The sequence below is a fragment of the Sphingobium herbicidovorans genome (assembly GCF_002080435.1).
Lineage (GTDB): Bacteria > Pseudomonadota > Alphaproteobacteria > Sphingomonadales > Sphingomonadaceae > Sphingobium > Sphingobium herbicidovorans.
Genome location: NZ_CP020538.1, coordinates 877,273 through 898,428, shown reverse-complemented (window position 1 = coordinate 898,428; position 21,156 = coordinate 877,273). Strand labels below are relative to the sequence as shown.

Annotated in this window: 24 protein-coding genes and 1 tRNA gene; 17 read left to right on the top strand and 8 right to left on the bottom strand. The window is 63.4% G+C overall.

Features of this window, described 5'->3' with window-relative positions; translation table 11 throughout:
• Positions 1-123: 123 nt before the first annotated feature.
• Positions 124-999 carry a KPN_02809 family neutral zinc metallopeptidase gene (ypfJ, locus tag B6S01_RS04320; protein ID WP_037461658.1) on the top strand — a complete coding sequence of 292 codons (876 nt, stop codon included), beginning with the start codon at positions 124-126 and terminating at the stop codon, positions 997-999.
• 9 nt (positions 1,000-1,008) lie between these two features.
• On the opposite strand, the gene B6S01_RS04315 is transcribed toward ypfJ, so the two are convergent.
• Both B6S01_RS04315 and B6S01_RS21555 read right to left on the bottom strand, forming a co-directional pair.
• Entirely contained in the window at positions 1,009-1,341 is a 333-nt protein-coding gene (locus B6S01_RS04315) for a hypothetical protein (RefSeq protein WP_037461660.1), read from the bottom strand.
• Between the two features lie 77 nt (positions 1,342-1,418).
• Entirely contained in the window at positions 1,419-1,610 is a 192-nt protein-coding gene (locus B6S01_RS21555) for a hypothetical protein (RefSeq protein WP_081570279.1), read from the bottom strand.
• Positions 1,611-1,679: 69 nt separating this feature from the next.
• On the opposite strand from B6S01_RS21555, the gene B6S01_RS04305 reads away from it, so the two are divergent.
• From B6S01_RS04305 to B6S01_RS04275, 7 genes are all read left to right on the top strand, one after another.
• Positions 1,680-4,400, top strand: a complete 2,721-nt coding sequence (locus B6S01_RS04305; protein ID WP_174525885.1) for a bifunctional [glutamine synthetase] adenylyltransferase/[glutamine synthetase]-adenylyl-L-tyrosine phosphorylase — start codon at positions 1,680-1,682, stop codon at positions 4,398-4,400.
• Positions 4,384-4,845, top strand: coding sequence for a thioredoxin-dependent thiol peroxidase (gene bcp / locus B6S01_RS04300; protein ID WP_037462274.1), 462 nt, complete (start codon positions 4,384-4,386; stop codon positions 4,843-4,845). The genes B6S01_RS04305 and bcp overlap by 17 nt, the downstream gene beginning before the upstream one ends.
• Positions 4,842-5,651 carry a ferritin-like domain-containing protein gene (locus B6S01_RS04295; RefSeq protein WP_037461663.1) on the top strand — a complete coding sequence of 270 codons (810 nt, stop codon included), beginning with the start codon at positions 4,842-4,844 and terminating at the stop codon, positions 5,649-5,651. Before bcp ends, B6S01_RS04295 begins: the two co-directional genes overlap by 4 nt.
• A gap of 108 nt (positions 5,652-5,759) precedes the next feature.
• Positions 5,760-6,482 carry a M23 family metallopeptidase gene (locus B6S01_RS04290; RefSeq protein WP_037461668.1) on the top strand — a complete coding sequence of 241 codons (723 nt, stop codon included), beginning with the start codon at positions 5,760-5,762 and terminating at the stop codon, positions 6,480-6,482.
• A gap of 89 nt (positions 6,483-6,571) precedes the next feature.
• Positions 6,572-6,898, top strand: coding sequence for an iron-sulfur cluster insertion protein ErpA (gene erpA / locus B6S01_RS04285; RefSeq protein WP_037461669.1), 327 nt, complete (start codon positions 6,572-6,574; stop codon positions 6,896-6,898).
• 66 nt (positions 6,899-6,964) lie between these two features.
• Positions 6,965-7,738 carry an exodeoxyribonuclease III gene (gene xth / locus B6S01_RS04280; RefSeq protein ID WP_037461671.1) on the top strand — a complete coding sequence of 258 codons (774 nt, stop codon included), beginning with the start codon at positions 6,965-6,967 and terminating at the stop codon, positions 7,736-7,738.
• Positions 7,739-7,803: 65 nt separating this feature from the next.
• Positions 7,804-8,325: a DUF2239 family protein gene (locus B6S01_RS04275; protein WP_037461673.1), complete on the top strand. Its 522-nt coding sequence runs from the start codon at positions 7,804-7,806 to the stop codon at positions 8,323-8,325.
• A gap of 15 nt (positions 8,326-8,340) precedes the next feature.
• On the opposite strand, the gene B6S01_RS04270 is transcribed toward B6S01_RS04275, so the two are convergent.
• Positions 8,341-9,222 carry a metallophosphoesterase family protein gene (locus B6S01_RS04270; RefSeq protein ID WP_037462276.1) on the bottom strand — a complete coding sequence of 294 codons (882 nt, stop codon included), beginning with the start codon at positions 9,220-9,222 and terminating at the stop codon, positions 8,341-8,343.
• 72 nt (positions 9,223-9,294) lie between these two features.
• Here B6S01_RS04270 and B6S01_RS04265 point away from each other — a divergent pair, with 72 nt between their 5' ends.
• Positions 9,295-10,185, top strand: a complete 891-nt coding sequence (locus B6S01_RS04265) for a diacylglycerol/lipid kinase family protein (RefSeq protein ID WP_037461675.1) — start codon at positions 9,295-9,297, stop codon at positions 10,183-10,185.
• Between the two features lie 37 nt (positions 10,186-10,222).
• Here B6S01_RS04265 and B6S01_RS04260 read toward each other — a convergent pair whose 3' ends face one another.
• On the bottom strand, positions 10,223-11,383 hold the full coding sequence (locus B6S01_RS04260; protein WP_037462278.1) for a hypothetical protein: 1,161 nt from the start codon (positions 11,381-11,383) through the stop codon (positions 10,223-10,225).
• 143 nt (positions 11,384-11,526) lie between these two features.
• Here B6S01_RS04260 and B6S01_RS04255 point away from each other — a divergent pair, with 143 nt between their 5' ends.
• Positions 11,527-12,594, top strand: coding sequence for a fatty acid desaturase family protein (locus B6S01_RS04255; protein WP_037461676.1), 1,068 nt, complete (start codon positions 11,527-11,529; stop codon positions 12,592-12,594).
• Between the two features lies 1 nt (position 12,595).
• On the opposite strand, the gene lptG is transcribed toward B6S01_RS04255, so the two are convergent.
• Positions 12,596-13,696 carry an LPS export ABC transporter permease LptG gene (gene lptG, locus B6S01_RS04250; RefSeq protein WP_037461677.1) on the bottom strand — a complete coding sequence of 367 codons (1,101 nt, stop codon included), beginning with the start codon at positions 13,694-13,696 and terminating at the stop codon, positions 12,596-12,598.
• A 4-nt stretch (positions 13,697-13,700) separates the two neighbouring features.
• Complete coding sequence (lptF, locus tag B6S01_RS04245) at positions 13,701-14,912, bottom strand: LPS export ABC transporter permease LptF (RefSeq protein ID WP_037461678.1); 1,212 nt, start codon at positions 14,910-14,912, stop codon at positions 13,701-13,703.
• Between the two features lie 134 nt (positions 14,913-15,046).
• Between lptF and B6S01_RS04240 the strand changes: the two genes are divergently transcribed.
• Both B6S01_RS04240 and B6S01_RS04235 read left to right on the top strand, forming a co-directional pair.
• Entirely contained in the window at positions 15,047-15,541 is a 495-nt protein-coding gene (locus tag B6S01_RS04240) for a DUF2141 domain-containing protein (RefSeq protein WP_037461682.1), read from the top strand.
• Positions 15,542-15,545: 4 nt separating this feature from the next.
• Positions 15,546-16,514: a diacylglycerol/lipid kinase family protein gene (locus tag B6S01_RS04235; protein WP_037461683.1), complete on the top strand. Its 969-nt coding sequence runs from the start codon at positions 15,546-15,548 to the stop codon at positions 16,512-16,514.
• A 19-nt stretch (positions 16,515-16,533) separates the two neighbouring features.
• Here B6S01_RS04235 and B6S01_RS04230 read toward each other — a convergent pair whose 3' ends face one another.
• Entirely contained in the window at positions 16,534-17,382 is an 849-nt protein-coding gene (locus tag B6S01_RS04230) for a class I SAM-dependent methyltransferase (RefSeq protein ID WP_037461686.1), read from the bottom strand.
• A 41-nt stretch (positions 17,383-17,423) separates the two neighbouring features.
• On the opposite strand from B6S01_RS04230, the gene B6S01_RS04225 reads away from it, so the two are divergent.
• From B6S01_RS04225 to B6S01_RS04205, 5 genes are all read left to right on the top strand, one after another.
• Positions 17,424-18,176 (top strand): ComF family protein, encoded by a 753-nt coding sequence (locus B6S01_RS04225; RefSeq protein ID WP_037462279.1) that lies wholly within the window; start codon positions 17,424-17,426, stop codon positions 18,174-18,176.
• A gap of 44 nt (positions 18,177-18,220) precedes the next feature.
• Positions 18,221-18,478, top strand: a complete 258-nt coding sequence (gene grxC, locus B6S01_RS04220) for a glutaredoxin 3 (RefSeq protein WP_037461688.1) — start codon at positions 18,221-18,223, stop codon at positions 18,476-18,478.
• Between the two features lie 5 nt (positions 18,479-18,483).
• On the top strand, positions 18,484-19,314 hold the full coding sequence (locus B6S01_RS04215; protein WP_037462280.1) for a carbon-nitrogen hydrolase family protein: 831 nt from the start codon (positions 18,484-18,486) through the stop codon (positions 19,312-19,314).
• Positions 19,311-19,787, top strand: a complete 477-nt coding sequence (locus B6S01_RS04210; RefSeq protein ID WP_037461690.1) for a DUF1178 family protein — start codon at positions 19,311-19,313, stop codon at positions 19,785-19,787. The genes B6S01_RS04215 and B6S01_RS04210 overlap by 4 nt, the downstream gene beginning before the upstream one ends.
• 34 nt (positions 19,788-19,821) lie before the next feature.
• Positions 19,822-19,898: transfer RNA gene (locus tag B6S01_RS04205), tRNA-Arg, on the top strand.
• Between the two features lie 88 nt (positions 19,899-19,986).
• Here B6S01_RS04205 and B6S01_RS04200 read toward each other — a convergent pair.
• A complete protein-coding gene (locus tag B6S01_RS04200) occupies positions 19,987-21,147 on the bottom strand; it encodes a TolB-like translocation protein (RefSeq protein ID WP_081570278.1) in 1,161 nt (386 codons plus the stop codon).
• Positions 21,148-21,156: the final 9 nt, after the last annotated feature.

Here is a 21,156-nt window from a genome sequence, read left to right as displayed (position 1 = left end):
GCGTCGTCGGGCGCCAACTTAATGTGCTGTAACAATCCGATAAACCGAGGCAACCAATGCCATATCGCGACCGTTCCAACCGTCCCGCTCATGCGCTAGGCAGGCGAGGAAAGAGAGGGCGTCATGCGGCTGGACGATGAACGGGAAAGCTCCAATTTCGAAGTGCAGGACGGCCGGGGCGGCGGCTTTGGCGGTGGGCTGGGCGGCGGCCTGGGCATGTTGCTGCCCTTCATTGGCAGCCGTTTTGGATGTGGCGGGATCGTCGTGGCGCTCATCATCCTGGCGGTGATGGGGGTTAATCCGCTGACGCTGGTCGGCGGCGGCGGCGGACCGCAACAGAATGTCTCGGTCAGCCGTGATCCTGAAAAGCTGAACGAGATCCAGCGATGGTCATTGCGGGTGCTGGGTTCGACCGAGCGTGTGTGGGAACAGGTTTTCCAGGAGTCGGGGCAGCAATATCGCCCGACGGTCCTGTCCTTCTATTCGCAGGCGGGCATGTCAGGCTGCGGCGCGGCGCAGAGCGCGATGGGCCCCTTTTATTGCCCGAACGATCAGAAGGTCTATCTCGACACCGACTTCTTCACCGAATTGCGGCAGCGTTTCGGCGCGCCCGGCGATTTCGCCCAGGCCTATGTAATCGCGCATGAAGTCGGCCATCATGTGCAGGATCTGGAAGGCACGCTTGGCAAGGTGCAGCAGCGGCAGAGGAGCGTCGGTCAGGAAGAGGGCAACGCCTTGCAGGTCAAGGTCGAGTTGCAGGCGGACTGCTATGCTGGCGTCTGGGCGAAGCGCACGGGGCTGATGGAGCCGGGCGATCTGGAGGAAGGAATGACCGCGGCGCAGGCGATCGGCGACGACACGCTGCAAAAGGCGGCAGGACGGCGACCCGTGCCGGAAAGCTTCACCCATGGATCGAGCGAGGAGCGGATGACTTGGCTTCGCAAGGGGCTGGATAGCGGGGATCCGGCGCAGTGCGATACTTTCGCTGCTGCAGGTTGACGTTCAACGTCAGGAGGGCGTGTCCTCCGGGGAAGCCTCGGCCCCCTCTTCGTCGTTCGTTTCCCCGGCGGATACGGCAGTCGTGGGCAGTCCATTGCCGGGCGCCAGAAAGGGTTTTCCGGCTTCTGGCATTGGCTGACCGAAGGTTGCCGGGTCAGGCGCCGGTTCAATTGAGGGGGGCATGGGGGCTGGCTGCGATATGATGGGCGCAGGCTGCTGGTATGCGGCAGGGGAAGGGGCAGGGTGTGCAGCCGATGGCGGCTGGGGCGCGACGCTCTGCACGATCAGGACGACGATGGGCGCGGCAATCAGCGTGATTACGGCAAAAGCCTTGTAGAGCATGGAGGCGCATCCAGAAAAATCAGGCGGCTACATTAGCTCTGGCTGGTAAACAAAGTCCTGCGCTGTTCAGATGCCGGTCAATGGCGGTCGAGTTTATCCAGCAAATCAAGCATGTCGTCTGGAATGCCATCTCCGCGCGGACGGAAAGTGGATCGCAGCGCATTGCCGATGCCTTCATATGGCTGGGGCAGGCCAACGGTCAGGAGACGACGAGCGCCGCCTTCCCGTTCTTCCGCTGACCGTCCTACCGATTTGCGCTGCATTTCCATGACTGTACAACGGGCGTGCGAGGGAAAAGTTTCTGGCGTTCATCGCAGCGCCGGAGCATTAGCGCCGATATGACGGGAGAGATAAAGGTGGCGGACTGGACGGCGGTGGCGGCGCGTATAAGGGCGCATTCGCCTTTCCTGGCGAGGCAGATGGATCGCTTTCCAGCGGTAACCGACTTGCTGGCGCTTGGCGACTATGACGCTGCGTTGGCCGCGGCGCACGCGATCCCGGCCCCGGACGATGGGATCGCCAGGTCATTGAGGCTGCGCAAGGGCGCCCTGTCGCTGGTGACGGCGGCGGCCGATCTGTCCGGCGCCTGGGGCCTGGACCGGGTGTCCCAGACGCTGTCGGATTTTGCCGATCAGGCGTTGGAGGAGGCGCTGATGGCCGCCTTTGCCGAACGCTATCCGGGGGAGGAGCCCAAGGGCTTCGTCGTGCTGGCGCTGGGCAAGCATGGCAGCCGGGAGCTGAATTATTCATCCGATATCGATCCGATCCTGCTCTACGACCCCACCACCCTGCCCCATGGCGAGCGAGAGGACCCGGCCGATGCGGCGGTTCGGATCGGGCGACGGGTCAGCGAACTGCTGAACGCGCGGGACGGCGATGGTTACGTGTTTCGCGTCGACCTGAGGCTGCGTCCCACGCCCGAAGCCACGCCGATCGCTTTGCCCGTGGAAGCGGCGATCGGCTATTATGAGTCCATGGCGCTTGGGTGGGAACAGGCCGCTTTCATCCGCGCGCGCCCGGCGGCGGGCGACCTGGCGCTGGGCGATTACTTCATGCAGCAGATCCGGCCCTTCGTCTGGCGGCGAAGCCTGGATTTTGGAGCGATCGACGCGATCACCGACATTTCGCGCCGCATCCGCGATCATTATGCGCAAGGGCAGGCATTCGGACCGGGCTATGACCTGAAGCGTGGCAGGGGCGGCATTCGCGAAGTCGAGTTCTTCGCGCAGGTGCATCAACTGATCCGGGGCGGGCGCGATCCGGCGCTGCGGTCTGGCAACACGCGGCATGCGCTCAAAGCATTGGCTGTGGCAGGGGTGTTCGACGATGAGGTCGCGCGCAGGCTGGACGAGGCCTATGTGCTGTTCCGCACCATCGAGCATCGGCTGCAAATGGTCGAGGATCGGCAGACGCACGAATTGCCCAAGACAGCCGAAGCGATGGACAATGTCGCGCGGCTGCACGGTCTGGAGGATGGCGCGGCCCTGCTCGACCTGTTGCGGCCGCATGTCGTTTGGGTGGGCGCCAATTATGACCAGCTGACGCCAGCCGAGAAGGAAGAGTCGCTTTTCCATGACGAGGAGCGGCTGGCAGGGCAGCTTGCCGAGATGGGCTTTACCGATACCGACGCTCCGGTGGCGCGGATCGCCCGCTGGCGCACGGGCACGGTGCGCGCGCTGCGCAGCACGGCATCGCGCGAGGCGCTGGAAGAATTGCTGCCCGGCCTGATGCGCACGCTGGCGGCTGCGCCAGATCCAGTGCGCGCGCTTAATCGGTTGGATGACCTGATCGGCCGGTTGCCGAGCGCCATCAACTTCTTCAAGCTGCTGGCGGCGCGTCCGGGCCTTGCCGAACTGATGGCTGAGCTGTTGAGCCATGCGCCTACGCTGGCCGATGCATTGGGGCGGCGGGCGGAATTGCTCGACGGGTTGATCGACACATCCGCCTTCGACCCGCCACCGCCGGTGGAGCAGCTGGCCGAACAGTTCGCGCAGCTGGAGAAGGGAGAGGATTATCAGGCGCTGCTCGACCGGGTGCGGCAGCGGGTGAATGACCGCCGCTTTGCGCTGGGCGCGCAGATCATCCGCGGCGGCGATCCGCTGGAGGCGGGCAGGGGCTATTCCCGTGTCGCGGAAGCGGCGATCGAAGCGCTCGCCAGCGCTACGGTGAAAGAGTTTGAGGCCGCTCACGGCAAGGTGCCGGGCGGAGAAATGGTCATATTGGCGCTGGGGCGGCTGGGTGGCGGAGTGCTGACCCATGCGTCGGACCTGGATCTGGTCTATCTGTTCACCGGCGGCTTCCTGACCGAATCCGATGGCGCAAGGCCCTTGGGCGCGACGCAATATTTCAACCGGTTGGGACAGCGGATCACCAATGCCCTGTCGGTGCAGACGGCAGCAGGGCCGCTTTATGAGGTGGATACGCGGTTGCGGCCTTCGGGCGCGCAGGGGTTGCTTGCCGTCAGTCTGGACAGTTTCGCGAAATATCAGCGCGAGGAAGCCTGGCCGTGGGAGCATCTGGCGCTGACGAGGGCGCGTCCCTTGTTCGGTTCGGCAAAGGCGCGCGCGGCGTTGGGCGCGATCCTGGCCGAGACGCTGGAGCGTCCCCGTGATTTCGAGGCGCTGGCGCGCGACGCGGTGAAGATGCGCGGCGACATCGCCAGACATAAGCCGCCTGCCGGTGAGCTGGACGTCAAGCTGGCGCCCGGCGGCCTCGTCGATCTGGAATTCCTGGTTCATGTGACGCAGTTCCAGCACAATATGGCGTTCGATCCTGACCTGCGCGTCGCGTTGGAGCAGTTGGTGGCCGCGGGGCATCTGCCCGGAGATCTGGTTGCGGCGCATGACCTCTTCACCCGCTTCCTGATCGTGTGGCGGCTGGTGTCGCCCAAATCGACCGAACCGCCGTTGGCGACGCAGCCGGTGGTCGCGCGGGCATGCGGCGTCGAAAGCTGGGATGCGCTGCTTGAAAGCTATGCGCAGGCGCGGCAAAGGGTAGGCGAAGCCTGGGCGGCGCTGGCCGCGCCCTATGTGGAGGAAGATGATGCTGGAAGCCGGTGACAGCCTGCCCGACGTTGCCCTGAAGGATGCGGACGGGACCGACTTCACGCTGGCGCGTTATCGCGGCAAGCCAGCCGTCATCTATTTCTATCCCAAGGCGGATACGCCCGGCTGCACCAATGAGGCAAAGGATTTCACCGAACTGGCGGGCGATTTCGCGGCGCTGGGCGTGCCCGTCGTCGGCATATCGAAGGACAAGCCGGCCAAGCTCAAGAAATTCGCCGACAAATATGGCCTGTCCGTCACCCTGGCTTCGGATGAGCCGGGGGATGCATGCGAAGCCTTTGGCACATGGGTCGAAAAGTCGCTCTATGGCCGCAAATATATGGGGATCGAGCGCGCGACCTTCCTGGCTGACGGCGAAGGAAAGATCGTGCAGGTCTGGCCCAAGGTGAAGGTTAAGGGCCATGCCGCGCAAGTGCTGGAGGCCGCGAAGGCGCTTTGAGCCTGCCAGCGGAGATTGAAAGCGTAGGATCGGCCTGCGCCCATGTGCTCGCAACGGCAGATCCGCTGGCCAAGCTGATGGCCGCGCGTGCAGTGGCCCGCGCCTGGCGGCTGGGGTGCCTGACGCATCGGTTTGACGCCGCCATGCCCGACCGGCCAGCCCGTCCCGATGCGCCACAGCTGCTGCCGCCGAACCAGATGCCCAAGCGCGGCAGGATCGGTTCGGATCGGGCGCGCGCCGCCATGATACATGCCCTGGCGCACATTGAGTTTGTCGCAATCGACCTGGCCTTCGATCTGATCGGCAGGTTTGGCGCGGAATTTCCGCGTGCATTTGTCGATGACTGGGTGCGTGTGGGGGCAGAGGAGGCGATGCATTTCGCGATGCTGGATCGCCGCCTGCAACAGATGGGCAGTCGATATGGTGATCTGCCCGCGCATGACGGGCTATGGCAGGCGGCCAGTGAGACCGCACATGACGCGATGGCGCGTTTGGCGATCGTGCCAATGGTGCTGGAAGCCCGCGCGCTGGACATTACGCCCGCGACCATCCAGCGGTTCGAAGGAGCGGGCGACCTGCGAACCGCAAGGATATTGCAGCGCATTATGACAGATGAGATTCGGCATGTTTCGGCCGGGACGACATGGTTTGGGTATGCGACGAGCCGAGCAGGGCTTGCCCCCGAAAATCATTACCAAATCCTTGTAAAACGCCACTTTCGCGGCGCCTTGAAGCCTCCGTTCAACGACTCGGCGCGTCGACAAGCCGGTTTAACGCTGGAATTTTACAGCGCGCTTGCACAATGAGACGGGAGATGCACTCTAACTGTGCGGGTGGCGATCTTAGGTCGCATTGTAGAACACGGGGAGCGCCGAGAGGCTTAATGCCTCCGGAGTAGATAAGTCGGGGTCGGCATGTTGATTTCTCATATGAATAATGCGCGCGATGCGCGATGGTTCCGGTCTGCGTTCAAAAATCTGGGTGCAGTCGGCATGGTAGGCGCGCTTTGCGCGGCGCTGCCAGCTCAGGCCGAAAATGTCGCGGACGATCCCTATGGCGATGCATCGGAAATCAACAGCAACGCGCTTGGCCCGGCCGATGTCGGCTTTTCCAATCTGTTCGCCAGCCTGCAAAAGCTGGATGGCGGCGCCAGAGCCGCAAACAACATCCCCACCGGCCGTCCCGTCGAACGGCTGTCCCTGACCTCCAATTTCGGCGTGCGTTCCGATCCGTTCAATGGCAGCGCGCGGATGCACAAGGGCATCGATATTCCGGGGCCGGTCGGTACGCCGATCTACGCGACCGCCGATGGTATCGTTAACCGCGCGGGCTGGGCCAGCGGCTATGGCAATCTTGTCCAGATTTCGCATGGCGGCGGACTTGAAACCCGGTACGGCCACATGTCGAAGCTGGTCGCCGCGCCGAACAGCTATGTGCGCCGCGGGCAACTGATCGGCCTGATGGGTTCGACGGGCCGTTCCACCGGCAGCCATCTGCATTATGAAGTGCGCGTCGATGGCCAGGCTATCAACCCCATTCCGTTCGTCGTCGGACCCGATGTGCTGGTGGCGATGAACACCAAGCCGCCGATCGCCATGGGCGGCCCGACCAAGGCGCAGGAAAAGGTCGCGGATTAAACCGCGCTGCTCCGATCTTCCCTTCTATAGTTTGCAAGGCTCGGCGCCGATGGGTTGCCGGGCCTTTTGCTTGATCCTATCTAGGCACCATGGCTGACATTGATCTTACTCCCTCTGCCGCTGCGCGCGTTGCGGCGATTGCCGCCAAGCAAGGCAAGCCGGCGATCCTGCGTCTGGCCGTCGAGGGTGGGGGCTGTTCCGGTTTTCAGTATCGTTTCGGACTGGCCGATACGATTGAGGCCGAAGATGTTGCGGTCGAGCGTGACGGCGTGACGCTGGTGGTGGATGACGTCAGCCTGGATCTGGTGCGTGGGGCAGCGGTGGATTTCGTGTCTGACCTGGGCGGCGCGGCCTTCAAGGTGACGAACCCCAATGCGACGGCCGGATGTGGCTGCGGGTCGAGCTTTTCGATTTAATCTCCGGGTCTCCCTTGTCGAAGCCCCGCACTTCTCTCTAGGGATGCGCGGGAGGAGAAACGGCCCATGCGCATCGCGACCTTCAACATCAACGGCATCAAGGCCCGTTTGCCGCGCCTGCTGGAATGGCTGAACGAAACGCAGCCCGATGTCGCGTGCCTGCAGGAAATCAAGACGTCTGACGAGACTTTTCCGATCAAGGAGATCGAGGAGGTTGGCTATGGCGCGATCTGGCATGGTCAAAAGGGTTTCAACGGCGTGGCGATATTGGCGCGCGGCGAAACCCCGGTCGAAGTGCGGCGCGGGCTGGAGGGCGAGCCGGAGGATGAGCATAGCCGCTATATCGAAGCGGATGTGAAGGGGGTGCGCGTCGCCAGCATCTACCTGCCCAACGGCAATCCGCAGCCGGGGCCGAAATTCGATTACAAACTGCGCTGGATGAAAAGACTGCGCGACCGTGCGGCGCAAATCTGGGCTGAGGAAGTGCCCGCGATCCTCGCCGGGGACTATAATGTCATTCCGCGCGACCGGGACGTCTATTCCGTGCAGGCGATGGCCAATGACGCCCTGATGCAACCGGAAAGCCGTGCGGCCTATCGGCGGCTGCTGGGCGATGGTTGGACCGATGCGATCGCCAGCCGCCATCCGGGCGGCGGGGTTTGGACCTATTGGGACTATCAGATGAATGCCTGGCCCCGCGACGCGGGCTTCCGCATCGATCATCTGCTGCTCAGTCCGGCGGCTGCCGACCGACTGGTGGATGCACAGGTGGACAAGGATTTTCGGGGTCGTGAAAAGGCGAGCGACCATGCGCCGACATGGGTTGAGCTGAGCGAGTAATTTAATCCGGGTTAATTGACTTTATATCATCCGGGTAATATTTATTGCACCGAAGGAGATTCGGTGTGACGCGGACATTTACCGCCTTTTCAGGCGATCTTAGGATTGCCACGGGCGACGAGGATGAGGTGAAGGCCGCGCTGCGGGCCATGGGCGAGGACGCGCAAAACCTGTTGCTGTTCGATGACGCGACTGGGCGGCAAGTGGACATCGACCTGCGTGGGCCAGTGCAACAGCAAGCGCAACGGGCGCGCGGGCGGCCAAAGATGGGCGTGCAGGCGCGCGAGATCACATTGTTGCCCCGACATTGGGAATGGCTGGCCACGCAGCCGGGCGGCGCATCCGCAACGCTGCGGCGGCTGGTGGAGCAGGCCCGCAAGGAATCGGAGGGGCGCGTTACGCCACGCGCGGCGATGGATGCGGCCTATCATTTTCTGATGGTCATGGCTGGCGACCGACCGGGCTATGAGGCCGCCATCCGCGCGCTCTACGCAAAGGATCGCGCGGCATTTGAGGCGAATGCGGCGGCATGGCCCTCTGCCATCCGCGATCACGGGATGGCGCTCGCGGGGCCGGCGTTCGACTGATCGAGCACCCCCCCGTCAGATGCGTGCGGCCTGCGCCACGCGGATGCCGGGGGCGGAAGCAGCGTCCGCCACGTCGCGGGCCTCCCATCGTTCGTCGTCACGGTGATATTCGACATGATGGCCCCGCTGGAAGCTGGTCCCGTCCCACACGACCACCTGCACTTCGATCCTGTCGTTCCGGTGGACATGGAGCCAGTTGAAGCTCTGCGGCTCCGCATTACGCAGGCGCGTTGACGTCGCGGTGCCAGCCTGGATCACCAGCGCGCCGCCTGCATCCGCAGCCATTTTCTGCGCCGCTTCCGCATAAGTGCGGTGAAAGTGGCCCGCGAGCGCGATGTGGATGCCAGCCGCCGTCGCCGCCTCGACCGCGTCCTCGTGGCGTCCAACCGCCTCGCTCAATTCACCCCCCCGGCCGATCGGCATCGCGAAAAGCGGGTGGTGCGTGACGAGGATGCGGGTCTTGTCGGGGGCAACGGTGGCGAAGCGGTCCCGCAGCAAACGCATCTGGTCGTGATTGATGCGTCCATCCTTGATCGTCAGCGACCGTGCGGTGTTGAGGCCCAGGATCGCCACTTCCTGATCCTCATACCAGGGACACAGATCGTTGCTGATATAGCGTTTGTAGCGGCGCAGGGGGGCGGCAAAGCGGCGCAAGACGTCGAAAAGAGGGACATCATGATTGCCGGGAATGACCAGCAGCCGCATGCCCGCCGCGCGGAGGCGGTTCAGCCAGGCGGAGGCTGCGCGAAACTGCTCCACGCGCGCGCGCTGTGTGAAATCGCCGCTGATGATGACAAGATCGGGTTGGTTTTGGTGCAGCCAGGCTTCGGTAGCAGAGACGATTTTCGGATCATTCGCGCCAAAATGCACGTCGGACAGATGAGCGATGCGGGCCATGGCCATTTAACGACCGTATGAGCAGATTCGTTGCGCGCCGGACCCGATGGACGGCTGGCGTGTTGTTGGGCCATGGAAACGAATTCCCTGCCGCGCGAAGCGGCGCTCATCGTCAATGTTCATAGCCGCAAGGGCGAAGCGCTGTTCGCGCAGGCAAAGGAGAAGCTGGAAAAAGCGGGCGTCCGGTTAACCGCCGCCCATGCCGTTCGTGATCCTGACCAATTGCAGGAAACGGTGCGTGGAGCGGTGGAAAGCGGCGCTCCGATGGTCATCGTCGGCGGGGGCGATGGATCGCTGTCCGGCACTGTCGATGAACTGGTGGGCAGGAATTGCGTGTTCGGCGTCCTGCCACTGGGAACGGCAAACAGCTTCGCCCGCACGCTTGGCATCCCGCTCGATCTGGACGGGGCGGTGGACGCGATCGCCAACGGTCGGCGGCTTCGGATCGACCTGGGCATGATCGACCATGATTATTTTGTGAATGCCGCGTCGCTGGGACTCTCGCCGATGATCGGAAGGACAGTGCCCCACAAGCTGAAACGCTATCTGGGGCGGATCGGCTACCTGATCTGGGCGGTCAAATGCTCGGTGGGATTTCGCGCGTTTCGGCTGATGATCGACGATGGCACGGAAGAAAGGCGCATGTGGTCCACCGAGGTCCGCATATTGAACGGATCCTTTCACGGCGGCGTGGAACTGTCCGAACACGCCGATGTGCAAAGCGGAGAGTTGGTGATCCAGGCCGTGGTGGGGCGGAGCCATGCGCGGCTGGCATGGGATTGGTATGCGAAATTTTTCAAGCTGCGCGACAGGGATGCGCAGACAAGGGAGTTTCGCGGGCGGTCTTTCCGTATTGAAACTCGCCCTCGGCAAAGGATTTCGATCGACGGAGAAGTTCTGGCGAAAACGCCCGTGACCGCAGCGGTGGCGGCCGGCGCGATCGACGTGGCCGTGCCGGTTTAGCCCTGTCCAACCGTCCCGGCATTCATCGGGGCGATGATCATGCAAGCGGCTTTTCGTAGATCTGGTAGACCTTGTTCACCTTGCTGTTGATGGCGTCGGCGATGGCGTTCATGCCTTGGTTGTCGTCCAGCACCCAGCCGATCTCGCCACGGGTCGCGCCATAACGGGTTATCGCGCTGAGCCGGATGGTTTCGATCATCATGAAAGCGAGTTGGCTGGCCAGACGCGACGATTGAAGCCGCTGGACCACGCCCATCAGCGGAACGCGCATCGTGCGCACCTGCGGCTTGCGCAGCCACCAGAGGAGTTTCGCCCAGCCAAAGGGGAAGAGCGAGCCATTGAGCGGGCCGGTCGCTTCATTAAGGTCGGGCAAGGTCATCATGAAGGCGACTGGCTCGCCCTCCAGTTCCGCGATCATGATCAGATCCTCGAACACGAGCGGCCTCAGCTTCTTGCCGATAAAGGCGATCTCGGCGTCGGTGATCGGCACAAAGCCCCAATTCTTGCCCCAGGCATCGTTGAGGATGTGGAGGATGATCGCGGCCTCTTCATCGAATTTCGATTTATCGACCTTGCGCACGCGAATGCGCTCGCTTTTCCCGCCCGATGAAATGATCCGCTGGATCAGCGGGGAGAAGGGTTTGGTGATGTCGAGTTCATAGGTCTTGAGCTGCTTGACCGGCAGATAGCCCGATCCCTCGATCATCGCCTGATAAGCCGCGCTGTTATGCCCCATCATCACCGTCGGCGGATGGTCATGCCCTTCGATCAGCAAGCCCGGCTCTTCCCAGATGGAAAGGGAAATGGGCCCCAGAACGCGGGTCATCCCCTTGGCGCGAAGCCAGGCTTCAGCCGCGCCGATCAGCGCCGCGCCCGTGTCTGCATCCTCCGCCTCGAACAGGCCGAAATTGCCGGTGCCCGGTCCCATGCCCTGCTCCGGAGGTTGGGCGAGCGCGAGATGGTCGATATGGGCGGAGATGCGACCCACGATGCGGTCGCCGCGGCGGGCCAGGAAATATTGCGCTTCCGCATGGCCGAAAAAGGGGTTCTTCTTGGGTGTTATCAAGCCGTACACTTCGCCCTTCAGCGGCGGCACCCAATTGGAATCGCCAGCGTAGAGCCGCCAGGGCAGATCGACAAAGGCTTTGCGGTCAGCCTTGGAAGCGACGGGGGTAATTACCAGATCGGAATGGGCCACGGCAGAGCTTTCGCTAAAGGATCGCAGCAGTTCGACGCTTGTTTCCAGATTGTCAATCCGGTCATCAACGGATCGCCTGACCAAGGCGAAACTGTCATGTGGCTGCCACGATTTCAGCGCAATTGCGGTATAGGAGCGGCTGCATGACTGTGCATGATCCCATCATTGCGGGTGCGGCGGCCCAGCGGGTTGCGATTCCCGACGACGCGGCGATGCTGCGCGCGGCAGCGGAACTGGCGCGCGAATATGCGGTGGCCAACCCGCGCATTTACTGGCCCGATTTGCTGGCGTCGGCGCTGATCGGCTATGGCGCGCTGGCCGGGGCGATGCTGTTCGACAATGTGCTGCTGGCGGTTGCCTGCGGGCTGGTCGCGATGCTGGCGCTCTACCGCGCGGCGAGTTTTATCCATGAACTGACGCATATTCGCAAGGACGCGCTGCCCGGTTTCCGGCTGGGTTGGAACCTTGTCGTGGGCATTCCGCTCATGATCCCCTCCTTCCTGTACGAGGAGGTGCACACGCAGCATCATGCGCGCACCCGCTACGGCACGGCCAATGATCCTGAATATCTGCCGCTGGCGCTGATGAAGCCATGGTCGCTGCCGCTGTTCATCCTGGTCGCGGCGCTCGCGCCGGTGGGGTTGATCCTGCGCTTTGGCCTGTTGACGCCGCTCAGCCTGCTCGTGCCCGCGCTGCGGCGCAAGGTCGTTGCAGAGTTGTCCGCCCTGTCGATCAACCCTGCTTATCGTCGTCGTCCGCCTGAAGGCGCTTTTCGCCAGCGGTGGGCGTGGCAGGAAGCGGGCGCTTGCCTGTTCGCGCTGGCGCTGGTCGGCAGTGTCTTCCTGTTCGGATGGAAGCCATTGCTGGTCTATATGGCCGTGCATTCGGCGATGACCGTCATCAACCAGTTGCGCACGCTGGTCGCGCATCTTTGGGAAAATGAGGGCGAAGCGATGACCGTGACGGCGCAATATCTGGATTCGGTGAATGTGCCGCCGCCTTCGCCGCTGGCCGCGATCTGGGCTCCGGTCGGCCTGCGTTATCACGCGCTGCATCATCTGCTGCCGAGCGTTCCCTATCATGCGCTGGGCAAGGCGCATGTGCGGCTGGTCGCGACACTTGGGGACGTGTCGCCCTATCATCAGGGCAACTATACCGGCATGTGGCCGCTGGTCGGCAAGATCGCGCGGAGCACGATGCGGCGGCGTTGAATTATTCTTCCGTTCTGAACAGGACCGTTTCACCCACCAGCAGGAACAGGAAGAAAGGCGCCCAAGCGGCCAGGATCGGCGGATAGGCGCCGAGATTGCCCATGGCGAGCGAGAAATTGTCCGCCACGAAATAGGCAAAGCCCAGCGCCATGCCCAGCACCGCGCGCAGGAACAACTGGCCCGACCGGGCCAGCCCAAATGCGGCAACCGATCCCAGAATCGGCATCAGCAGCGCGGAAAGAGGCCCGGACAATTTGTGCCAGAGGCTTCCTTCCAGCTCGGCCGTCGGCCTTCCAGCGTCGCGCAGGTCGCTGATGGCGGAGCGCAACTCGCTGAAGGTCATTGCGTCGGGATCAACCCTTGCCAAAGTGAACTGATCGGGGCGGATCGCGCTGCCGAAGCGGACAGTGCCGATCTGCCGCTCCGTCCCGCGGGCGACGTCGAACTGCCGTGCATCTTCCAGCACCCAGCTTTTGCTGGCGACGTCATAATGGCCCTTGGGCGCCTGTATGATCGTCGTCAGGCTATTGTTCACGCGATTGAATATCTCGACCTTGCGCAGCTGTACCGCCGTGCCGCGCCCGGCGACGATGGCGGCTGTCACCAGATTGTTGCCATCGCGCACCCATGGGTTGGCCTTCACCCCGCTATTGGGGGGCACCGGGCCATAATCGACCGCCTGCCACGCGCTGAGCGTCGCAGTCGAGCGGGCCACGACCCGTTCGTTGAATACGTAGCTGAGCAGCGCCACGCCCAACGCGGCGGCGACCAGGGGCGCCAGTATCTGGTGAGCCGACAGGCCCGCCGCCTTCATCGAGATGATCTCGCTGTTCTGGTTGAGGCTGGCCAGCATGATCAGCGTGCCGAGCAGTACCGAGAAGGGCAGGAAGCGCGCGATGATCTGCGGCACGCGCAGCCCGACATAGTGCCACAGCTGGGCGTCGCCATTGCCCGCATAGGCCAGGATGTCGCCCGACTCGCCCAGCAGGTCGAGCGTTTGCAGCACGACGACAAGCAAGGCCAGCACGGCAAAGCTGCGCGTCAGGAACAGCCGCACCATGTACCAGCTGATCTGGCGTGAAGGGAAGAAGTCGAACTGCATGGGGTCAAGCTGCTCCTTGCGCTGCCGGGCTGCGCTTTCTGCCGAAGCGCAGCAGCTTCGCTATCTGCTTGCCCAGTTTGGCGAACGCATATTCCAGCGCACCAATGGGCTGCCCGCCGGGACGGTGCGCGACGACATGATACATCCACATGATCAGCCCGGCGGTGAGCAGGAACGGCGTCCACAGCGCGATGATCGGATCGACCTTGCCCAGCGCGCCGATGCCTTGGCCATATTCGTTGATCTTGTGATAAGTCACGATGAAGACGATCGAGAGAAAGACCCCCAGCGCCGATGTAGACCGTTTCGGGGGAATGGCGAAGGCGAGGGCCGCGAGCGGCAAGAGCAGCATCATCGCCACTTCAACCAGGCGGAAATGGAAATTCGCACGAATCTCGTTGCGCAGCTTTTCGGGCGTGGCGGGATCATGGCCCATCACCGCGAGTTCGGGAATCGTCTTTTCCCGGTCGACATTGCGTCCGCGGAATCGTTCGATCTGCGGCAGGTCGATTGGCAAATCATGGCTGGAAAAGGACAGGATGCGCGGTGATTTATACTTCGGCGCATCGTTGACCAGCACGCCGTCCCGCAGGCGGAAGATGATGGTGTCGGGATCGTCCGTCGCAAGGAAGCTGCCCTGCGCGGCGGTCACCGCCAGGGTCTGCCCATCCTTGCCCGCGGCGCGCACGAAGATGCCCTGAAGGTTCCGCCCTTCGTCCAGGCTGCGCTCTATCCGCAGGGTCATGCGCTTGCCAAGGTTGGTGAACTCGCCGACCTTGATAGACGCGCCCAGCGCGCCCGAACGCAGTTCGAATCGTAGCGCTTCATAGGCGTGGCGGGAGAGCGGCTGGACAAAGCCGACGATACCAAAGTTAAGCAGCGCCAGCGCGATCGCATACATGTACGGCACGCGCAGCAACCGGCCGTAGGACAGGCCAACCGCGCGCATGACGTCCAGTTCCGACGACAGCGCCAGTTTTCGGAAGGCGAGCAGGATGCCCAGCATCAGCCCGATGGGAATGCCGAGCGACAGATATTCCGGCATCATATTGGCCAGCATCCGCCACACGACACTGACCGGGCCGCCTTCGGCTGCGACGAAATCGAACAGGCTCAACATCTTGTCGAGCACCAGCAGCATCGCGGAAATGACCAGCGTGCCGAGCATCGGCAGCGCTATCAGGCGGGCGAGATATCGGTCGGTGGCGGTCAACATTCTCTATGTGGTCGTCCCATCACCATGATTTGGCCGCAAACTCCGCTCATAGCAGAAGCACGGAATAAAGTTCGCGGGGGCGAACAGGGGCTCGCCGTCCGGTTTCTCGGGCGGCTATAGCTTCACGGAGTTGGATGGTCATGTTTAAAGTTGCGATGGGTCTGATGTCGGCAGGGGCGCTTTTCGCCTCATTTCCGGCGTTTGCCCACGGACAGGAAATCAGTAACGATCTTGATAAATGCGGCGCATCGTCCAAGGGTCCGGCGGTGCTGGTCGATGTGCGCGGCTTCGCCGCCCCGACCGGCAATGTGCGCGTGCAATCCTATCCCGCGACCAAGAGCGCTTGGTTGGCCAAGGGCGCATGGCTCAATCGCATCGACACTGTGGTGCGGCCCAGCGACGGCGGCATGCGCTTCTGCGTACCCGTGCCGGAACCCGGCCGATATGCGATCGCGGTGCGCCATGATCGCAACGGCAATGGCAAGACTGACATCTCGCGCGATGGCGGCGGCTTTTCGAACAATCCCTCGATCAGCATATTCAATCTGGGTAAGCCATCGGTTCAAAAGGCCGCGGTCAATGTCGGCCCCGGCGTGACGCGTCTCACCATAAAACTTCAGTATATGTGATCCGATGGTACGCGTCGCCCTCCTGTCCAATCCGAAGTCGACGGGCAACCGGCAGACGCTTCCGCGTGTGCGCAGCTATTGCGCCAGCAATCCCGACATTTTCCATTATGAGGTGGAGCATGTCGAACAGATCGGCCGGGCGTTGCAGACCATCGCCCGCGTCGATCCGGTCGTCATCGTCATCAATGGCGGCGACGGCACCGTTCAGGCGGCGCTGACCGAATTGTATCAGGGCGAACATTTCACGGGCCGGGTGCCGCCGATCGCGGTGCTGCCCAATGGCAAGACGAACCTGATCGCGCTCGACCTTGGCATTCACGGCGATCCGATCAAGGCGCTGGAGCGCATCGTCCAGATCGCCAAGGCCGGGGTCGATGACCATGTGGTCGCGCGCGAACTGATTGCATTGTCGGACGGGCGGGTGGGATCGCGCCCGGTTCTGGGCATGTTCCTGGGCGGTGCGGGTCTGGCCGACTATATGCTCTATTGCCGCAACCAGATTTATCCGTTGGGCCTGTCCAACGGGCTCAGCCATTTCCTGACGGTGCTGGCCGTGCTGGCGTCATTGATATTCGGCATTCGTGCGCGGTTTCTGCCGCAATCGAGCCATCCGGTGCGCATTTCCCTGATCCGCGAGGGACAGCTTGCCGGGCGTTTCGCGGTGTTGATCGTCACGACGCTCGACCGGCTGTTGCTGGGGGTGCAGGCGGGCGATAGCCGTCGCGGCAACATGAAGCTGATGGCGGTCGATCAGAGCCTGCCCGCGCTGCTGCGCCTGGGCTGGGCCAGCATCACGCGGCGCGTTGGCAAGGGGCAGGTGCAGGGTGTTCATCTGGAACAGGGCGACATCATCCGCATCGAGGGCGATCACAGCAGCGTGATTCTGGACGGCGAATTGTTCGAGGCTTCCGAAGGCAGACCCATCGTGCTTCGGTCGACAGAGCCGGTTCCCTTTTTGCGACTGGCGGCCTGAGCTGTCTTGGCGACGGCGATCAGTCCTTCCGTTTGAGAGCGTCTGCGAGCGATATGTTTCCGCTCCCCCGCCGGGCTGGTTTGGGCTGGCTTGCGTCGGGTTTCCAGCCGCTTAGATACAGGATCGCCATCTGCTCGGCCGTCCGGCCGTCCGCATCGGCTGCGGCGGCGAAATGCTGGGCCGCGCCCATCAGCGTGTCTCGCCGCAGGGCAGGGGGATGCGACGCAAGCGCATTGCCCGCGCCCATGCCGCGCAGGTCGTGCATCAATCGCAGCATGTCGCCATAGCGCACCGTCAGCGTCTCGCTATCCGCGACCGGCATGGCAAAGCCCGCGCGGCTCAGCAGGTCGCCCGCCGCGCGTACATCAACCTGAGGATGGATATGCTGCGCCGGGCGGTCGCCTTCGCCCGCCATCAGCGCGGCGCGCAGGCGGGGCAGGGTGCCCGCGCCGGTAAAGGCCGCTAGCATCAGGCCATCGGGGCGCAACACCCGGCGCATCAGGATGAGCGCGCCGGGCAGATCATTGACACTGTCCAGCGTTCCGCAGGCGACCACCAGATCAAAACTGTCGTCGGCGAAGGGCAGCGCATCCTCCTCCGCCTGCACGCCCCGCTGCGCATGGGCGGCAGCAAAGCCGGGGTCGGCGCAGACGACGCGCTTGCCCATCGCCTCAAGCGCGGTGCGGGCGCTGGCATCGGGGCATCCTATGACGAGCGCTTCCGGCAGGTCCCGCTGCACATCGACCAGTCGGTCCAGTAGTTCGTCCAGCATCGCACGGTAGAGAAAGTCATGGTCCGCAAATCGGGCCAACATACGGTCCCGCCGCCGGGCGCGCAGGGACCGGTCGAAGATGTCAGGCTGGGTCATGGCGGGCCTTGTGCATCGGGGGCGGAACGGGAACAAGGGAGATCATGCCGCTTGCCCCTATTCTCAAGGCCGTTTTACGTCCCGCGCTGGATTACGCCCTGCCGCCCCGATGCCCCGGATGTGGCGCGATAGTGGCGAGCGACAACGCTTTTTGCCTGTTCTGCTGGGGCGGGATGCGTTTCTTGGGCGATCCTTGCTGCGCGCGCTGCGGCGTGCCCTTCGACCATGATCGCGGGCCGGATGCGGCGTGCGGCGCCTGCCTCGCCAAACCGCCGCCTTATGACAGCGCGCGGGCCGTGCTGGCCTATGGCGATGTGGCGCGGGCGGTCGCGCTGCGGTTGAAATATGGGCGGCGCATTGGCCTGGCGCGGCTGATCGCGGGACATATGGCGCGGCGGCTGCCCGTGTTCGATGCCCCGCCGCTGATCGTGCCGGTGCCGCTTCATCGCTGGAGGCAGTGGTGGCGTGGTTTCAACCAATCGGCATTGATCGCCGATCATCTGGGCCGCGCGACGGGGCTGGAGGTGGACAAATATGCGCTGCTGCGGATGCGGGCGACCCAGCCGTTGCGGGGCATGCACGCTGGTCAGCGGGCAAAGGCGGTCCGGGGAGCCTTTGCATTGGCCCCGGCGCATCGGGTCAAGGGGCGGTCGGTGCTGTTGATCGACGATGTGCATACCAGCGGGGCGACGGCGGCGGCGTGCGCCAGGGTGCTGAAACGGGGCGGCGCTTCCAGCGTTCACCTGATGTGCTGGGCGCGTGCATTGCCGGAGGGCGCAGAGGGCGCCGATTGACAAAGGCAGACCCAGCGACAATTTCAGCCCGCAAGGAGTATGCAATGGCGAAGGTGGAAATCTACACGAAGGCATGGTGCGGCTACTGCGCGCGCGCAAAGGGTCTGTTGGAGAGCAAGGGCGTGGCGTTCGACGAATATGACATCACCATGGGCGGACCCCAGCGCGCCGAGATGCTGGAGCGCGCCAATGGCGGGACGACCGTGCCGCAGATTTTCATCGACGGCAGGCATATCGGCGGCAGCGATGACATGGCGGCGCTGGACCGGCAGGGCCGGCTGGACCCGTTGCTGGGGATATGAACAATATGCGCGCCGCGATCTTCCAGATGACCAGCGGTATCGACCCCGCAGCGAATGGCGACACCATCGCGATGATGGTTGAGCGCGCCAAGGCGGAGGGGGCGGACATGCTCTTCACGCCCGAAATGGCAGGCTATCTGGATCGCGACCGGTCGCGGGCGGCGGCTACATTGCGCAGCGAAGCGGATGACCCGGTGCTTGCGCAGGTTCGTAACGCGGCGGCGAAGCACGGCCTGTGGGTGCATCTGGGATCGCTGCCATTGAAGGACGAACGCAGCGACGGGCGCTGGGCCAATCGCAGCTTCATGATCGACGCGGACGGAGCGATCCGCGCTCGTTACGACAAGATCCATCTTTTCGATGTGGATCTCGCCACCGGCGAAAGCTGGCGGGAATCCTCCGTTTATGGGCCGGGTGAGCAGGTCGTCGCCGTCGATACGCCATGGGGGCGGATGGGTCTTTCCGTCTGCTATGACATGCGCTTCCCGGATTTGTATCGCGCGCTTACCAACGCCGGGGCGACGATATTGTTGATGCCGGCCGCCTTCACCGTGCCCACCGGTCAGGCACATTGGCATGTCCTCCTGCGCGCGCGCGCGGTCGAGGCGGGCTGTTTCGTCATCGCCGCCGCGCAGGCGGGCGTGCATGAAGATGGGCGGGAAACCTATGGCCACAGCCTGATCGTCGATCCTTGGGGTGAAGTCGTGCTGGACATGGGCGTGGAGCGTGGTCTTGCCCTTGCGGAAATCGATCTCTCGCGCGTAGAGGAGGTGCGCGGGCGGGTGCCCGCAATCGCCAACCGGCGTATCCTTCCAGCGGATGTGACGATTTCGTGATTGTTTTCGACCTTAAATGCAGCGCCCATGGCCATGTGTTCGAAGCATGGTTCGGATCGACCGCGGATTTTGAAGATCAGTCCGCGCGTGGATTGTTGCTTTGCCCCATGTGCGGCGACCCCGATGTGTCCAAGGCGGTGATGGCCCCCGCGGTCGCCGCAAAAGGTAACCGCCGCCCTGCTGAGACCCCTGTTCCCGCTGGCCCGACTGCTCCCGTCGCGTTGGCCGGGGACGAAACGCGGATGCGCGAGATCATGCAGTCGCTGGCTGAGGCCCAGGCAAAGGTGCTGGAAGATTCGACCTGGGTCGGCCGTGGTTTCGCCGAACATGCCCGCGCGATGCACTATGGGGAAAAGGACCGGGCGAGCATCCATGGCGAAGTAGCGCCCGAGGAAGCGCGCGCCCTGATTTCCGAAGGCGTCGAGGTGGCGCCGCTGCTGTTTCCCGTGGTTCCACCTGAAGCGAAGAATTGACCACGCCTGCGGGGCAGCATAGAGCCGTCAACGGGCGCCCGTAGCTCAGCAGGATAGAGCATCAGATTCCTAATCTGAGGGCCATGGGTTCGAATCCCGTCGGGCGCACCATTCTCGAACAAAAGAGAGAATTGCGGGCGTGGTTTTGGCCACGCCCGCTGCCATTGTCTCCCTGTCCGCCGCTTCTCGCGTCTGCTTATTATTCGCCGAAGGTTCCTATATAGAGCCCCGTCGCATGGCCCGACTTTCCGGTGGGATCCTTGATCGCAAAAGCGATGCGGCGGCCGTCGTGGGACACGACGGATTGATGCGCCTGCGCGCCGGATGGGCTGACATTGGTAAGGGCCCGGCGAGATTTGCCGTCCATCGTGATGACGAAGATATCGAACCCCTTGCCGGAGTGGGTGGCGGCGATCTCCGCTGCGTCACTTTTGCCGGCAAAGCGCAGGATCTGCTCGACGCCCGGCTTGATGTGGGCGCTTACGCCGCGATAGGGGCCATCCGGATCCGAATGAATATTCGCTTCCTCCAGCCCGTATCGTTCGTCCGGGAAGACATGGGTCTCATTGTGGGAAGGGGTGGCGTAGACCTTGCTCACGGTCTTGGTGGCGATGTCGACCTTGTACATTTCGCTGTCGAGCGCGTCCACCTCGGTTGTCCAGAACATGACGCTCCGCCCGCCGTCGATAAAGTCATAGGCTTCAGGGAAGCTGGCGGGACCGGGCTGGCCGGGCCGGTAGGTGTAGAGCGCCTGCTGGTCAGCGAGCTGCGCGGTGCGTCCATCATTGACCAGCCGTGCCTTGGTGAGTTCCAGACCTGTCGCGGTCGGGCGCGACCAGGCGATGTCGACCGATCCATCGGCATTGGCGCTGCGGGCGATGGCGATGTCTCCCATGGCTCCGCTGTTCAGCGAAACAGGGCGGGCCAGCTTCTTGGACATCCAGAAGAGCTGGGTGCGCGCCGCATCGGCGGCCCCGCCGCTGCCCCCCTTCATCCCCGGCGCGGCTTCGATGAGAAAGCTGTTGTCAGGCAGGTAGAAGATGCGGGTGACGAACTGCGTGTCGCCGAATTTGCAGGTCAGGCAGCGCACCTTTTTCGTGCGCACATCGATTTCATAGGCAGGGCTATCGACCAGATCGTCTTTCGTGAAGGTTATGCGGCGGCCATCCGGCGACCAGTTGGGCCGGTTGCCCCAGTCCAAAAGGCGTTCCTGATGGAAAGGCGCTGTCAGATAATCGATGCTGGCGACCGTCGTCGTGGCGGCAGGCGCGGCGGTCAGCGGGAGCGCAGCGGTCAACAGTGCCGCGCTCAACATGGCGGCGGCTAGATTGGGCTTACGGGCCGCAATGTTATGGGTCACGCTTCAGGC

Bases quoted from the DNA above. Each gene is read 5' to 3' on its own strand.
- ypfJ (WP_037461658.1), top strand. From the start codon at position 124: ATGCGGCTGGACGATGAACGGGAAAGCTCCAATTTCGAAGTGCAGGAC.
- B6S01_RS04315 (WP_037461660.1), bottom strand. From the start codon at position 1,341: ATGCTCTACAAGGCTTTTGCCGTAATCACGCTGATTGCCGCGCCCATC.
- B6S01_RS21555 (WP_081570279.1), bottom strand. From the start codon at position 1,610: ATGGAAATGCAGCGCAAATCGGTAGGACGGTCAGCGGAAGAACGGGAA.
- B6S01_RS04305 (WP_174525885.1), top strand. From the start codon at position 1,680: ATGACGGGAGAGATAAAGGTGGCGGACTGGACGGCGGTGGCGGCGCGT.
- bcp (WP_037462274.1), top strand. From the start codon at position 4,384: ATGCTGGAAGCCGGTGACAGCCTGCCCGACGTTGCCCTGAAGGATGCG.
- B6S01_RS04290 (WP_037461668.1), top strand. From the start codon at position 5,760: ATGTTGATTTCTCATATGAATAATGCGCGCGATGCGCGATGGTTCCGG.
- erpA (WP_037461669.1), top strand. From the start codon at position 6,572: ATGGCTGACATTGATCTTACTCCCTCTGCCGCTGCGCGCGTTGCGGCG.
- xth (WP_037461671.1), top strand. From the start codon at position 6,965: ATGCGCATCGCGACCTTCAACATCAACGGCATCAAGGCCCGTTTGCCG.
- B6S01_RS04270 (WP_037462276.1), bottom strand. From the start codon at position 9,222: ATGGCCCGCATCGCTCATCTGTCCGACGTGCATTTTGGCGCGAATGAT.
- B6S01_RS04265 (WP_037461675.1), top strand. From the start codon at position 9,295: ATGGAAACGAATTCCCTGCCGCGCGAAGCGGCGCTCATCGTCAATGTT.
- B6S01_RS04255 (WP_037461676.1), top strand. From the start codon at position 11,527: ATGACTGTGCATGATCCCATCATTGCGGGTGCGGCGGCCCAGCGGGTT.
- lptG (WP_037461677.1), bottom strand. From the start codon at position 13,696: ATGCAGTTCGACTTCTTCCCTTCACGCCAGATCAGCTGGTACATGGTG.
- lptF (WP_037461678.1), bottom strand. From the start codon at position 14,912: ATGTTGACCGCCACCGACCGATATCTCGCCCGCCTGATAGCGCTGCCG.
- B6S01_RS04240 (WP_037461682.1), top strand. From the start codon at position 15,047: ATGGTCATGTTTAAAGTTGCGATGGGTCTGATGTCGGCAGGGGCGCTT.
- B6S01_RS04235 (WP_037461683.1), top strand. From the start codon at position 15,546: ATGGTACGCGTCGCCCTCCTGTCCAATCCGAAGTCGACGGGCAACCGG.
- B6S01_RS04230 (WP_037461686.1), bottom strand. From the start codon at position 17,382: ATGACCCAGCCTGACATCTTCGACCGGTCCCTGCGCGCCCGGCGGCGG.
- grxC (WP_037461688.1), top strand. From the start codon at position 18,221: ATGGCGAAGGTGGAAATCTACACGAAGGCATGGTGCGGCTACTGCGCG.
- B6S01_RS04215 (WP_037462280.1), top strand. From the start codon at position 18,484: ATGCGCGCCGCGATCTTCCAGATGACCAGCGGTATCGACCCCGCAGCG.